Source organism: Streptomyces sp. NPDC001532, from assembly GCF_040298625.1.
Lineage (GTDB): Bacteria > Actinomycetota > Actinomycetes > Streptomycetales > Streptomycetaceae > Streptomyces.
The window spans coordinates 1-14,319 of sequence record NZ_JBEPAL010000004.1 but is presented as its reverse complement, the minus strand read 5'-3'; the positions used below and the strand labels follow the sequence as shown (position 1 = coordinate 14,319).

The following is a 14,319-nucleotide window of genomic DNA, read 5'->3' as shown; positions in this document are numbered from 1 at the left end:
AGGAACGTACGGTTTTGGCCGTGGCCGACGTACTACTGCTCGGTCACCCCTTGACGACTCGGCGTGATCCCTCAGCGGCCGCGGGTCGCGCCGGTCACCCAGCGGTACACCAGCTCGGGTCGCCCCACCTGCCCGTACAGCGGGCTGCGCACCGCCCGCCCGGCGTCCACCAGGTGCTCCAGATAGCGCCGGGCGGTGATCCGCGAGATCCCCACCGCCTCCGCCAGCGCGGTCGCGGTCAGCCCGTCGCCGGACTCGCGCAGCGCGGCCGTGACGCGTTCCAGCGTGGGCGCGCTCAGGCCCTTGGGCAGTGCGGCCGGGCCCGGGGCGCGCAGGGTGGCGAGCGCGCGGTCGACCTCGTCCTGTCCGCTGGCCTCGCCGGCCGTGCCGCGGAACTCGGCGTAGCGGATCAGGCGGTCGCGCAGGGTGGCGAAGGTGAACGGCTTCAGCACGTACTGGACGACGCCCAGCGAGACGCCCTCGCGGACCACCGCCAGGTCCCGGGCCGACGTCACCGCGATGACGTCCGCGTGATGCCCGGCCGCCCGCAGCGAGCGGGCCAGCTGGAGGCCGTGGGTGTCCGGCAGGTGCAGGTCGAGCAGGATCAGGTCCACCGGCGTCCGGTCCAGGGCCCGGCGGGCCTCGGCCCCGGTGTGCGCGGTGCCGACGGCGGCGAAGCCCGGGACCCGGCCCACGTACATCACATGCGCGTCGGCGGCGACCGGGTCGTCCTCCACCACGAGCACGCGGATCGGCTGCTGCTCCGGGGCCGTCATGCGTCACCTCCGGACAGCGGTCCGGTCGTGGCGGAGGCCGCGGACGTGGCCGGTGTGCGCAGCGGCATCCGCACCTCGAACTCGGCGCCGCCCCCGGCGGCCCCGGCGACCGTCAGGGCGCCGGTGTGCCGGTGCACGGCCTGGCGGACCAGGGCGAGGCCCAGGCCCCGGCCGGCGGGCCCGGCCGGCTTGGTGGTGAAGCCCCGCTCGAAGACCTGGTCGGCCTGGGAGGGGTGCACGCCCGAGCCGGTGTCCGAGACCCGCAGCACCAGGTCGCCGTCCTCGGTGTACGCCGCGACGGTGACCCGTGCCCGCGGGCTGCCCTGGGCCGCGTCCACCGCGTTGTCGATCAGGTTGCCGAGAATGGTCACCAGATCGCGGGACGGCAGGTCCGCCGGCAGCACTCCGTCGTCCAGCCGGCTGTCCCGCGACACCACCAGTTCCACGCCCCGCTCGTGCGCCTGGGCCGTCTTGCCCAGCAGCAGCGCGGCCAGCACCGGCTCGCCGACGGCCGCGACCACCCGGTCGGTGAGGGCCTGGGCCAGCTCCAGCTCGGCGGTGGCGAAGGCGACGGCCTCCTCGGCGCGGCCCAGCTCGATCAGGGAGACGACGGTGTGCAGCCGGTTGGCCGCCTCGTGGGCCTGGGAGCGCAGCGCCTGGGTGAAACCGCGCTCGGAGTCCAGCTCGCCCATCAGCGACTGGAGTTCGGTGACGTCGCGCAGGGTGACGACGGTGCCCCGGCGCTCGCCGCCGGAGACCGGGGAGGTGTTGACCGCCAGTACGCGGTCGGTGGTCAGATGCACCTCGTCCACCCGTGGCTCCGAGGCCAGCAGTGCGCCGGTCAGCGGCGCGGGCAGGCCCAGCTCCGCCACCGAGCGGCCGACCACGTCGCCGTCGACGCCCAGCAGTTCCCGGCCGCCGTCGTTGATCAGCGCCACCCGGTACTGCCCGTCCAGCATCAGCAGGCCCTCGCGCACGGCGTGCAGCGCGGCCTGGTGGTAGTCGTGCATCCGGCTCAGCTCGGCCGCGTTCATCCCGTGGGTGTGCCGGCGCAGCCGGGCGTTGACGACGTAGGTACCGATCGCGCCGAGCGCCAGCGCGCCCGCCGCCACCGCGAGCAGCGCGGTCAGCTGGCCCCGGGCCCGCTCACTGATCGCCTCCACCCGGATGCCGGCGCTGACCAGGCCGACGATCCGCTTGTCCTCGTCCTCGACCGGGGTGACCGCGCGCACGGACGGGCCGAGCGTGCCGGTGTAGGTCTCGGTGAACGTCTCGCCCCGCAGGGCCCGCTCGGTGTGGCCGAGGAAGCGCTGCCCTATCTCGGTCTCCAGCGGGTGGGTCCAGCGGATGCCCTCGGGATTCATGATCGTGACGAAGTCGACCTCGGTGTCGCGCATGACCCGCACCGCGTACGGCTGGAGCGCGGCCGTCGGGTCGGGGGTGCGGATCGCCTCCCGGACGGACGGGGAGTCGGCGACCGCGCGGGCCACCGCGGCGGCCTGGCGGCCCGCGGCCTCCTCGGCCTGCCGGGCGTCGCTGACGTAGGTGAACAGCGCGTACCCGGCGACCACCACCGCGATCAGCACGGCCTGCATGGCGAAGAGCTGGCCGGCCAGGCTGCGGGGCCGGGGGAGGGGCGGGAGGCGCATGCCCTCAGTCTGCCTGTCCGCCTCGGCGTGAACTCAATGAACGCAAGGGTGACCGCCCTCACACGGCGGGAGATAGTCACGGCATTCCCCGTCCGGACATCCCCCGGACCTTCCCCCGGACGTGAGCCGCACGCCGGTGATGCCGACGACGTCGTCAAGGAGGGCAGCTGTGACCAGCACACCCGAAACGGCCCCTGCCGCACCCACCGCACCCCCCGCCAGGCGGGACCGCACCCACTATCTCTACATCGCGGTGATCATCGCGGTGGCGCTCGGTATCGCCGTGGGCCTGGCCGCTCCCGACTTCGCGGTCGAGCTGAAGCCCATCGGCACCGGCTTTGTGAACCTGATCAAGATGATGATCTCGCCGATCATCTTCTGCACGATCGTGCTCGGGATCGGCTCGGTCCGCAAAGCCGCGAAGGTCGGCGCCGTCGGCGGCATCGCCCTCGGCTACTTCCTGGTGATGTCCCTGGTGGCGCTGGCCATCGGCCTGGTCGTCGGCAACATCCTGGAGCCCGGCACCGGCCTCGCGGTCACCGACGCCGTCAAGGACGCCGGACACGCGCAGATCGACTCCGAGGCCAAGGGCACCACCGAGTTCCTGCTCGGCATCATCCCGACCACGATCGTCTCCGCCTTCACCGAGGGCGAGGTCCTGCAGACCCTGCTCATCGCGCTGCTCGCCGGGTTCGCGCTGCAGGCCATGGGCTCCGCCGGGCAGCCGATCCTGCGCGGCGTCGAGCACATCCAGCGGCTGGTCTTCCGCATCCTCGCCATGGTGATGTGGGCCGCCCCGATCGGCGCGTTCGGCGCCATCGCGGCCGTCACCGGCTCCGCGGGCCTCGACGCGCTGAAGAGCCTCGCGGTCCTGATGCTCGGCTTCTACGTGACCTGCTTCCTCTTCGTCTTCCTGGTGCTCGGCGCGCTGCTGCGGATCGTCTCCGGACTGAACGTCCTGGCCCTCTTCAAGTACCTGGGCCGCGAGTTCCTGCTGATCCTGTCGACGTCCTCGTCGGAGTCCGCGCTGCCGCGGCTCATCGCCAAGATGGAGCACCTCGGCGTCAGCAAGCCGGTGGTCGGCATCACCGTCCCGACCGGCTACTCCTTCAACCTCGACGGCACCATGATCTACATGACCATGGCGTCGCTGTTCATCGCCGACGCGATGGGGACGCCGATGTCGGTCGGCGAGCAGATCCCGCTGCTGCTGTTCCTGCTGGTCGCCTCCAAGGGCGCGGCGGGTGTCACCGGCGCGGGCCTGGCCACGCTCGCCGGCGGTCTCCAGTCGCACAAGCCGGCGCTGGTGGACGGCATCGGGCTGATCGTCGGCATCGACCGCTTCATGAGCGAGGCGCGGGCGCTGACCAACTTCGCGGGCAACGCGGTCGCCACCGTGCTGATCGGCACCTGGACCAAGGAGATCGACAAGGAGCGGGTGGCGGAGGTGCTGGCCGGGCGGGCGCCGTTCGACGAGAAGACCCTGCTCGACGATCACGGCACGGCGCCGGCGCGGGACGAGGCGGAGGTGCCCGACCAGCGGGTGGAGCTGGCCAAGGCGTAGCGCTCCGGGGCGCGGGGAGCCGCCGTCGCACGGCCGCGGATCGCGCGGCGGCCGGTGGCACGGCTCCCCGCGCCCGCGTCATCCCTCCACGAGGGCGGTCCCCAGGGTCTCGGCGACCGCCCGCGGCAGCCACCGCCGGGCGTCGCCGAAGGTGAACCCGAGTTCGGTGGCACGGGAGTTGTCCATGCCGTAGGAGCGGGTGAAGGCGTACGGCGAGACCTCGCCGACCTCGACGGTCCGGTAGACGATCCTGCCCTGCGGGAGGCGGGCGGCCACCGCCTCGCACAGCTCCCGGGTGGTGAGCACCCCGTGGGAGGCGGCGTTGACCGGCCCGGTGAACTCCGCGCCGACCGCCCAGAACAGGAAGTCGGCGGCCTCCTCGACATGGATGAAGGTGGCGGGCCGGTTCACCGGCGGCACGACGACGGGCTCGCCGGAGCGGACGCGGTCGGCGTAGTGCGCGAGCCGGCCGGTGAAGTCGTCGTCGCCGCCCAGCACATGGGCGAGCCGCACGGCGGTCCAGTCGAAGCCCGTGCCGGCCGCGAACACCGCCTCCGCCTGCCGCTTGCCCTCGCCGTAGTGGGCGTCCCGGAACGCGGGCTCGTCCCACGGCAGTTGCGCGTCCACGGCGACCGTGCGCGGATCGACGGCGGATTCGCGGACCAGGGCGGGGGAGTCCTCGTACTCGTAGACCTCCACCGTCGACGTCATCACATAGCGGCGGGTGCGCCCGGCGAAGACGCGGCGGGCGATGTCCGCCTGGCGCGGGGTGTAGCAGACCTGGTCGACGACGACATCCAATGCGCGTGTTCCGAGGGCGGCGGTGAGGGAATTCTCGTCGTCGCGGTCGGCGACCAGGTGAAGTGTTCCGGGCGGTGCGGCGGAAGAACCCCGATTGAGGACCGTGACCCGGTCTCCGGCGGCCAGCAGACGCTCGATCAGCCGCTTGCCTATATAGCGGTTTCCGCCGATGACCAGTATCTCTCGTGCCTTTTCCATGACCATAATTCTCCCGGCGTACACCGATGTCCTGAAGGGGGAACCATGGGAGTTCCGGCGGCTGTGCCGAAAGAACCTCGGCAGCTGCGCGCGGCCACCGGCGAAACGTCGGTGGCCTTCGACGCGCTGGACCGGCAGATCCTCCAGCTGCTCCAGACCGACGGCCGGATCAAGCTGAGCGAGCTGGGCCGCCGGGTGCGGCTCAGCCCGGCGGCGGTCACCGAGCGGGTGCGCCGGCTGGAGGCGGCGGGAGTGATCAGCGGCTACGGCGCCCAGGTCGTCCCGGCCCGGCTCGGCTACGGCATCCAGGCGTTCATCCGGGTCGACCCGCACGGCGGCTACACCCTCCGGCACCCCAGGACCCTGGAGCTGATCGGCCGCCCGGAGATCACCGAGGCGCATCACGTGGTGGGGGAGGACTGCTGGATCCTCAAGGTCGCCGTCCGTGACACCGTCCACCTGGAGGAGGTGCTGGAGCTGGTCTCCGCGCTGGGCCGCACCACGACGTCGATCGTGCTGACCTCGCCGGTGGAGCGGAAACCTCTGCTGCCGTTGCCTTGACGTCGGCGTCAAGCCGTACGTTCGTACCCATGCGAATCGGCGAGCTGGCCGCACGGGCCGGGACCACGACGCGGACGCTGCGGTACTACGAGGCGCGGGGGCTGCTGCCCGCGCGGCGCGACGGCAACGGCCACCGGGCCTACGACGAGGCCGACCTGACCCTGCTGCGGCAGATCAGGACCCTCCAGGACTTCGGTTTCGACCTGGAGGAGACCCGGCCCTTCGTGGAGTGCCTGCGGGCCGGGCACCCGGAAGGCGATGTGTGCCCGGCCTCGCTCGCGGTCTACCGGCGCAAGCTGGACGAGCTCGACGCGCTGATCGGCGAGTTGCAGGCGGTACGGGCCAAGATCGGCGTCCGGCTGGCGCTGGCCGAGGACCCGATGTGCGAACTGGGAGGGAAGCTGTGATCAAGGCGGCGGGTGTGGCCGAGGTGACGGACGCGGACTTCGCGACGGAGGTGATCGGGTCGAAGCTGCCGGTGCTGGTGGAGTTCACCGCCGACTGGTGCCCGCCGTGCCGGCAGATGGGCCCGGTGCTCTCCGCGGTGGCCGAGGAGGAGGGGGAGCGGCTGAAGGTGGTCCAGCTGGACGTGGACACGAATCCGGAGACCACCAACCGGTACAAGGTGCTGTCCATGCCGACCTTCATGGTCTTCCGGGACGGGGAGCCGGTGAAGGCCATGGTGGGCGCGCGGCCGAAGCGGCGGCTGCTGGAGGAGATCTCCGAAGCCCTCTGAGCCCGCTGACCTCTTATACGGCGGTCGACCGCACAAGAAAACCCCCGGGTAATTGCGCCCGGGGGATTTTTCTGCGTATATTCAGTGGTTCGCGACTTCGGCATCGCAGTCGATGTCACAAGTCGCGGAGAAGTTCAGTGGGCACAGTATATCCGGGCGGGAGTGGAATTGTCAAACTCCGAATTTCCAGACGATGAAATGCGTCAGGAGCAGGAATTCATCGACGAGCTCTACACGCGTGTGGACGTGCTGCGCTCAGACGCCGAGTCCTCGGTCACGGACGCGCTCGCCCAGGGCGACAAGCCCATGCAGGCCCGCCTCGAGCGGGACATCCTGGTCGCCGAGCGGTCCGGGCTGCTCGCCGCGCTGAACGCGGTGGACGGCTCGCTCTGCTTCGGGCGGATCGACCTCACCTCCGGCGTGCGCCACCACATCGGCCGGATCGGACTGCGCGCCGACGACGACGAGCTCACCCCCGTCCTCATCGACTGGCGGGCGGAGGTCGCCCGGCCCTTCTACCTGGCCACCGGCCACACTCCGATGGGCCTGCGCCGCCGCCGGCACATCGCCACCGAGGGCCGCACGGTCACCGCGCTGCACGACGAACTCCTCGACCTGGGCGACCGGGAGCGGACCGGCCACGAGGACCCCTCCGGCGACGCCGTGCTCCTCGCCGCCCTGAACTCCGCGCGCACCGGCCGGATGAACGACATCGTGCAGACCATCCAGGCCGAGCAGGACGAGATCATCCGGGCCCCGCACCGCGGGGTGCTGGTGGTCGAGGGCGGCCCCGGCACCGGCAAGACGGCCGTGGCCCTGCACCGCGCCGCCTACCTCCTCTACGAGCACCGGGAACTGCTCGCCAAGCGGGCCGTGCTGATCGTCGGCCCCAACCCGGCCTTCCTCGGCTACATCGGCGAGGTGCTGCCCTCCCTCGGTGAGACCGGCGTGCTGCTGGCCACCGTCGGCGAGCTGTACCCCGGCGTGAAGGCCACCGCCGCCGACACCGAGGAGGCGGCCGCGGTCAAGGGCCGCGCCGGCATGGCCGAGGTGCTCGCCGCCGTCGTCCGCGACCGGCAGGCGCTGCCCGACCCGGTGATCGCCATCGAGCACGACCGCGAGATCCTGATGCTCGACGACGGCCTGGTGAACGTCGCCCGCGAGCGGACCCGGGCCGCGAAGCTGCCGCACAACGCGGCCCGCGAGCACTTCGAGGGCCACATCCTCAACACCCTCACCGAGCTGTACGCCGAACGCATCGGCACCGACCCCTACGACGGCTCCAGCCTGCTCGACCCCGCCGACATCACCCAGATCCGCGACGACCTCGCCGAGAACCCCGAGGTGTGGTCCGCGATCGACCGACTGTGGCCGGTGCTCTCCCCGCAGCGGCTGGTCGCCGACTTCCTCGCCGACCCGGAGGGCTACCTCGCCGACGAGGACGCCGCCGCGATCCGCCGCCCGGTCACCCGGGCCTGGACGGTCGCCGACGTACCGCTGCTCGACGAGGCGGCGGAGCTGCTCGGCGAGGACGACCGGGCGGTCCGGGCGCGCGCCGAGCGGGAGCGGGAGACGCAGATCGCCTACGCGCAGGGCGTGCTCGACGTGTCGTTCGCGTCCCGGACGTACGAGTTCGAGGACAAGGAGGAGGGCGACCCGGAGGCCTCCGAGGTGCTGTCCGCGCACGACATCATCGACGCCGAGCGGTTCGCCGAGCGGCACGAGGAGGAGGACCACCGCAGCGCCGCCGAGCGCGCGGCGGCCGACCGCACCTGGGCGTTCGGGCACATCATCGTCGACGAGGCGCAGGAGCTGTCGCCGATGGCCTGGCGGCTGCTGATGCGGCGCAGCCCGACCCGCTCGATGACCCTGGTCGGCGACCCGGCGCAGACCGCGGAGGCGGCCGGCACGGGCTCCTGGGCCGACATCCTCCAGCCCTATGTCGAGGACCGCTGGGAGCACACCCGGCTCGGCGTCAACTACCGCACGCCCGCCGAGATCATGGACCTCGCGGCGGCCGTCGTCCGCGCCGAGAACCCGGACTTCGAACCGCCCAGCTCGGTCCGCTCCACCGGCGTACGGCCCTGGGTGCGCGCCACCGACGACCTGCCCGGCGCGGTCGAGAAGGCCGTCGCCGAACTCACCCCGGCCGAGGGCCGGCTCGCCGTGATCGCCCCGCGCGAGCTGCACCGCCGGCTCGCCGCCCGGCTGGACGGGGTGACGGCGGGCGCCGAACCCGACCTGACGCGGACCGTCGTCCTGCTCGACCCGCGCCAGGCCAAGGGCCTGGAGTTCGACTCCGTGCTGGTCGTCGAACCCGGCCGGTACGGCACCAGCGACCTCTACGTCGCCCTGACCCGCGCCACCCAGCGGCTCGGCGTCCTGCACACCGGCGTCCTGCCCGAGGGCATCAGGCGGGCCGCAGCCACACCGTAGCCAGCGGCGGCAGTGTCAGCCGGATGCTCGCGGGGCGGCCGTGCCAGCCCTGCGACTCCGGCTTGACGGGGTCGGGCCCGGTGACGCCGCTGCCGCCGTAGCGGGCGGCGTCGGTGTTGAGGACCTCGTGCCAGGCGGGGATGTCGTCGGGGACACCGAGCCGGTAGTCGTGGCGGACGACCGGGGAGAAGTTGCTGACCGACAGCAGCGGGGTGCCGTCGGCGGCCAGCCGCAGGAACGCCAGCACGTTGTCGTCGGCGGCGTCCCCGACGATCCACTGGAAGCCGTCCGGATGGACGTCCCGCTCCCACAGCGCCGGGCTGTCCGTGTAGACCGTGTTGAGGTCGCGGACCAGGTCGAGCACCCCGCGATGGTCCGCCGCCGCGCCGTACCCCGGGTCCAGCAGCCACCAGTCGGGCCCCTGGGCCTCCGACCACTCCGCGCCCTGCGCGAACTCCTGGCCCATGAAGAGCAGCTGCTTGCCCGGGTGGGCCCACATGAAGGCGAGATAGGCGCGGTGGTCGGCGCGCTGCTGCCACCAGTCGCCGGGCATCTTGGAGACCAGGGACCGCTTGCCGTGCACCACCTCGTCGTGCGAGATCGGCAGCACGTAGTTCTCGCTGTACGCGTACACCATCGAGAAGGTCATCTCGTGGTGGTGGTACTTGCGGTGCACCGGCTCCTTGCTCATGTACTGGAGCGAGTCGTGCATCCAGCCCATGTTCCACTTCAGCCCGAACCCGAGCCCGCCGAAACCGCTCGGGCCCTTGTGGTGGGTGGCCCGGGTGACGCCGTCCCAGGCGGTGGACTCCTCGGCGATGGTCACCACGCCCGGCACCCTGCGGTACACGGTGGCGTTCATCTCCTGGAGGAAGGCCACCGCGTCCAGGTTCTCCCGGCCGCCGTGCACGTTCGGCGTCCACTGGCCGGAGTCGCGCGAGTAGTCCAGGTAGAGCATCGAGGCGACCGCGTCCACCCGCAGCCCGTCGATGTGGAACTCCTCGCACCAGTACACGGCGTTGGCGACCAGGAAGTTGCGGACCTCGTTGCGCCCGTAGTCGAACTCCAGCGTGCCCCAGTCGGGGTGGGCGGCCCGCAGCGGGTCGGCGTGCTCGTACAGCGGCCGCCCGTCGAACTCGGCGAGCGCCCAGTCGTCGCGCGGGAAGTGCGCCGGCACCCAGTCCATGAGGACGCCGATGCCGGCCCGGTGCAGGGCGTCGACCAGGAACTTGAAGTCGTCCGGGGTGCCCAGCCGGGCCGTGGGCGCGTAGAAGCCGGTGACCTGGTAGCCCCAGGAGCCGCCGAAGGGGTGCTCGGCGACCGGCATCAGCTCGACATGGGTGAAGCCGAGGTCCTTGACGTAGGCGGGCAGCTGCTCGGCGAGCTGCCGGTAGGACAGGCCGGGCCGCCAGGACGGCAGGTGCACCTCGTACACCGAGAACGGCGCCTCGTGCGCCGGCCGCTCGGTACGGCGCGCCAGCCACTCCTCGTCGTTCCAGGTGTGCCGCGAGGCGTGCACGATCGACGAGGTGTTCGGCGGGATCTCGGTGCGGCGGGCCATCGGGTCGGCGCGCAGGGTCCGCGACCCGTCCGGCCGGGTGATCTCGAACTTGTACAGCTCGCCCTCGCCGATCCCGGGCACGAACAGCTCCCACACCCCGGAGGAGCCCAGCGAGCGCAGCGGGTGGCCGGCGGCGTCCCAGTAGTTGAAGGTCCCGGCCAGCCGGACGCCGCGGGCGTTCGGTGCCCACACCGTGAACCGGGTGCCGGTCACCTGCTGGTGGGTCATCGGTTCGGCGCCGAGCGCCCGCCACAGCTGCTCGTGCCGGCCCTCGCCGATCAGGTGCAGATCGAGTTCGCCGAGCGTCGGCAGGAAGCGGTACGGGTCCTCCATCTCGACGACGCTCTCCTCGTACGCCACCAGCAGGCGGTACTCGGGGACCTCCTCGAGCGGCAGCAGCGCGGAGAAGAAGCCGAGCCCGTCGTCGTGCAGCTCGGCCCGCAGCTCCGCGGCGACGACGGTGACCGACCGGGCGTGCGGCCGGAAGGCCCGGAAGGCGAGCCCGCCGGGCACGGGGTGGGCGCCGAGCACGGAGTGCGGGTCGTGATGGGTGCCGGCGAGCAGCCGCTCGCGGTCTGCGGCGTCGAGCGCGGCGCCGGCGGGCGGCGCGGCGACGGCCTTCCTGGCGGAGGCCCGCCGGGCCGGCGCCTTCCCGGCGGGTGCCTTCTTCGCCGGTGTCTTCTTGGCCGGGGCCTTCTTGGCCGGGGCCTTCGCCGTCGCCTTCTTGGCGGTGGCCTTGGCCGCGACCTTCTCCACGGCCTTCTTCGCGACGGTCTTCTTGGCGACCGCCTTCTTCGCTGCGGCCTTCTTCGCTGCGGCCTCCTCGGCGGTGACCTTCTTGGCCGCGGCCTTCTTGGTGACCGCCTTCTTGGCGACGGCCTTCTTGGTGACGGTCTTCTTCGCGACCGCCTTCTCCGCCGCGGCCGTCTCGGTGGCGGTCTTCTCGGCCGCCGCCTGACGCGCCACCGCTTTCTGTGCCACCGATTTCTGTGCCACCGATTTCTGTGCCACCGACTTCTGCGCCGGAGCCTTCTTGGCCGCCGCCTTCTTCGTGACGGCCTTCTCGCCGGTCGACTGCCGGGCCACGGTCTTCTTCGCGGCGGCCGTGTCGGGCACCGCCTTCTGGGCCGGTGTCCTCGGGGCCGTCTTCCTGGCGGTGGTCTTCTTCGCGGTCGCCTGCCGCGGCACCGTCTTCTGCACGGCGGCCTCTTGCGCGGCGTTCTGCTCCGCGGCCGTCTCCTCGGCCGTCTGCTCGGCCGTCTGCTTCGGGTCCGAACCGCTGGACGGGGTGCGGGGAGTCACGGGCGGGGCCTCCTGGGAAAGGTCAGGGGAGGGTCAGGTCGGTTGGTTCGAGGCGAGACGCCGTATCGCCGACAGCGGTACCGGGAGCCAGTCGGGGCGGTGCCGGGCCTCGTAGACCACTTCGTACACCGCTTTGTCCGTTTCGTAGGCGCGCAGCAGCACCGGGTCGTGCCGCGGGTCGCGGCCGGCGGCCTCGGCGTACCCGGAGCAGTACGCGGCCCGGCAGGTCTCCGCCCAGCCCGGCACCCGGGGCCGCACCGAGTGCGCGGCGTAGTCGAAGGAGCGCAGCATCCCGGCGACGTCCCGCACGGCCGGCTGCGGCATCCGCCGCTCCGCCAGCGGCTTGGCCGGTTCGCCCTCGAAGTCGATCAGGGTCCACTGTCCGGCGGGCGAGCGCAGGCACTGCCCGAGGTGCAGATCGCCGTGGATGCGCTGGGCGGTCCAGGTGCCGCCCTCCGCGCCGAGCTGGGCGACCGCCTCGAAGGCGCCGCGCAGGTTCGGCGCGTACGGGCGCAGCGCGGGCACCGCCTGGGCGGCGGCGTCGAGGCGTTCCACCATGGCGTCGACCAGCACCTGGAGCTGGGTGTGGCCGAGGGTGACGGTCGGCAGGGCGCGGGCCAGCGCGGTGTGCACCTCGGCGGTGGCCCGCCCGAGGGCCCGTGCCTCCGTGCCGAAGTCCTCGCCCTTGGCCAGCTCCCGCAGGGCCAGCTCCCAGCCGTCGGCCGCGCCCTGCACATACGGCTGGAGCACGCCGAGGACGTACGGCTCCCCGCCCAGCTCGGCCCGCAGCCACGCGGTCGGCGCGGGCACCCGGGGGCAGCCTTCGCGGGCCAGCGCGAGGGGCAGCTCCAGGTCGGGGTTGACGCCGGGGACGATCCGGCGAAGCAGCTTCAGGATGAACGTATCTCCGTAGACGACCGAGGAGTTGGACTGCTCGGCGGTCATCGCGCGCGGGACGAGGCCGGACCGGATCTCCTGGCCGGGCTCGCGTTCGAAGCGCAGTCCGCCGATCCGGGCCCGGGTGCGCAGGGCCTCCAGGAGGAGGTCGGCGGGGCGGGGGTCGAACAGGGCCTCGTAGACGGTGCGGCCGGTGAGCGGTCCCTCGGTGACATGGCCGATCAGCGCGGGCGCCAGCCGAGGCGGCAGCGCCTCGCGCGCGCCTATCAGCAGCTGGTAGCAGTCTCCGGGGGCCGAGGCCGCGCCGTGCACCGGGGCGAGCGGCTGGTGGACCTGGAGCAGCAGGTGGTACAGGCCCAGCTTGCCACCGGCCGGCAGCAGTTCGGTGGCCGCCACCAGGGAGAACCCGGTGACCGGGCGCCCTTTGCCCGCGAACCACCGCTGCCGGGGCAGCCACTGACTCAGCAGGGGTTCCAGCGACGCTAAGAGACCGGGACCGATGGTCGTGCTGACGGGCCGGGTGACGGCTTCCGACATGGGTTGCGTCCTTTCCCCGGATGCGGTCGGGGGGTTACGGCATGCGTGCCCCGGGCGGGGCGGTGGAAACCGCCCCGCCGCGGGTTCTAGGCGGCGTCCTTGCGGAGCCGGAACCAGTAGAAGCCGTGACCTGCCAGGGTCAGCAGATACGGCAGTTCGCCGATGGCGGGGAAGCGCACCCCGCCGATCAGCTCGACCGGGTGGCACCCGGCGAAGGGCCGCAGATCCAGCTCGGTCGGCTGCGGGAACCGGGAGAAGTTGTGCACGCACAGCACCAGGTCGTCGCCGTGCTCCCGCAGGAACGCCAGGACCGCCGGGTTGGAGGACTGGAGTTCGGTGTAGGAGCCGAGGCCGAAGGCCGGGTTCTGCTTGCGGATCTCGATCATCCGCCGGGTCCAGTGCAGCAGCGACGACGGCGACGCCATGGACGCCTCGACGTTGGTGACCTGGTAGCCGTAGACCGGGTCCATGATGGTCGGCAGGTAGAGCCGGCCGGGGTCGCAGGTGGAGAAGCCCGCGTTGCGGTCGGGCGTCCACTGCATGGGCGTGCGGACGGCGTCCCGGTCGCCGAGCCAGATGTTGTCGCCCATGCCGATCTCGTCGCCGTAGTAGAGGATCGGCGAGCCGGGCAGCGACATCAGCAGGGCCGTGAACAGCTCGATCTGGTTGCGGTCGTTGTCCAGGAGCGTGGCGAGCCGGCGCCGGATACCGATGTTGGCGCGCATCCGCGGATCCTTGGCGTACTCCGCGTACATGTAGTCGCGCTCTTCGTCGGTGACCATCTCGAGGGTCAGCTCGTCGTGGTTGCGCAGGAAGATGCCCCACTGGCAGCTGGAGGGGATGGCCGGGGTCTTGGCCAGGATCTCCGAGACCGGGTAGCGGGACTCACGGCGCACGGCCATGAAGATGCGCGGCATGACCGGGAAGTGGAAGGCCATGTGGCACTCGTCGCCGCCGCTGGCGTAGTCGCCGAAGTAGTCGACGACGTCCTCCGGCCACTGGTTGGCCTCGGCCAGCAGGACGGTGTCCGGGTAGTGGGCGTCGATCTCCTTGCGCACCCGCTTCAGGAACTCGTGGGTCGCGGGAAGGTTCTCGCAGTTGGTGCCCTCCTGCGCGTACAGGTAGGGCACCGCGTCCAGCCGGAAACCGTCGATGCCGAGGTCCAGCCAGAACCGCAGCGCGGAGATCATCTCCTCCTGCACGGCCGGGTTCTCGTAGTTGAGGTCCGGCTGGTGGGAGAAGAACCGGTGGAAGAAGTACTGCTTGCGGACCGGGTCGAAGGTCCAGTTGGAGACCTCGGT

Annotated in this window: 11 protein-coding genes; 5 read left to right on the top strand and 6 right to left on the bottom strand. The window is 72.0% G+C overall.

Going from position 1 to position 14,319, the window contains the following annotated elements:
• Positions 1–71 precede the first annotated feature (71 nt).
• Together ABT232_RS05720 and ABT232_RS05715 are read right to left on the bottom strand one after the other, a co-directional pair.
• The gene (locus ABT232_RS05720) at positions 72–776 is read right to left on the bottom strand and encodes a response regulator (protein WP_351836356.1); all 705 of its coding nucleotides are present in this window, start codon (positions 774–776) and stop codon (positions 72–74) included.
• Positions 773–2,425: a sensor histidine kinase gene (locus ABT232_RS05715; protein ID WP_351836353.1), complete on the bottom strand. Its 1,653-nt coding sequence runs from the start codon at positions 2,423–2,425 to the stop codon at positions 773–775. Before ABT232_RS05715 ends, ABT232_RS05720 begins: the two co-directional genes overlap by 4 nt.
• 169 nt (positions 2,426–2,594) lie before the next feature.
• Here ABT232_RS05715 and ABT232_RS05710 point away from each other — a divergent pair, with 169 nt between their 5' ends.
• Positions 2,595–3,989, top strand: coding sequence for a cation:dicarboxylate symporter family transporter (locus tag ABT232_RS05710; RefSeq protein ID WP_351836352.1), 1,395 nt, complete (start codon positions 2,595–2,597; stop codon positions 3,987–3,989).
• A 78-nt stretch (positions 3,990–4,067) separates the two neighbouring features.
• Here ABT232_RS05710 and ABT232_RS05705 read toward each other — a convergent pair whose 3' ends face one another.
• Positions 4,068–4,988: an NAD-dependent epimerase/dehydratase family protein gene (locus ABT232_RS05705; protein ID WP_450871722.1), complete on the bottom strand. Its 921-nt coding sequence runs from the start codon at positions 4,986–4,988 to the stop codon at positions 4,068–4,070.
• Positions 4,989–5,033: 45 nt separating this feature from the next.
• On the opposite strand from ABT232_RS05705, the gene ABT232_RS05700 reads away from it, so the two are divergent.
• From ABT232_RS05700 to ABT232_RS05685, 4 genes are all read left to right on the top strand, one after another.
• Positions 5,034–5,549 carry an Lrp/AsnC family transcriptional regulator gene (locus tag ABT232_RS05700; protein WP_351836346.1) on the top strand — a complete coding sequence of 172 codons (516 nt, stop codon included), beginning with the start codon at positions 5,034–5,036 and terminating at the stop codon, positions 5,547–5,549.
• Between the two features lie 29 nt (positions 5,550–5,578).
• Positions 5,579–5,956 (top strand): MerR family transcriptional regulator, encoded by a 378-nt coding sequence (locus ABT232_RS05695; RefSeq protein WP_351836344.1) that lies wholly within the window; start codon positions 5,579–5,581, stop codon positions 5,954–5,956.
• Positions 5,953–6,285 carry a thioredoxin gene (gene trxA / locus ABT232_RS05690; protein WP_351836341.1) on the top strand — a complete coding sequence of 111 codons (333 nt, stop codon included), beginning with the start codon at positions 5,953–5,955 and terminating at the stop codon, positions 6,283–6,285. Before ABT232_RS05695 ends, trxA begins: the two co-directional genes overlap by 4 nt.
• 198 nt (positions 6,286–6,483) lie before the next feature.
• Positions 6,484–8,721, top strand: a complete 2,238-nt coding sequence (locus tag ABT232_RS05685) for a HelD family protein (protein ID WP_351836339.1) — start codon at positions 6,484–6,486, stop codon at positions 8,719–8,721.
• On the opposite strand, the gene glgB is transcribed toward ABT232_RS05685, so the two are convergent.
• From glgB to treS, 3 genes are all read right to left on the bottom strand, one after another.
• Entirely contained in the window at positions 8,696–11,584 is a 2,889-nt protein-coding gene (gene glgB / locus ABT232_RS05680) for a 1,4-alpha-glucan branching enzyme (protein ID WP_351836336.1), read from the bottom strand. The two genes, ABT232_RS05685 and glgB, sit on opposite strands and share 26 nt — an antisense overlap.
• Before the next feature lie 33 nt (positions 11,585–11,617).
• Positions 11,618–13,018 carry a maltokinase N-terminal cap-like domain-containing protein gene (locus tag ABT232_RS05675; RefSeq protein ID WP_351836333.1) on the bottom strand — a complete coding sequence of 467 codons (1,401 nt, stop codon included), beginning with the start codon at positions 13,016–13,018 and terminating at the stop codon, positions 11,618–11,620.
• 86 nt (positions 13,019–13,104) lie between these two features.
• On the bottom strand, positions 13,105–14,319 hold a 1,215-nt coding region (treS, locus tag ABT232_RS05670), incomplete at its 5' end, for a maltose alpha-D-glucosyltransferase (RefSeq protein ID WP_351836331.1).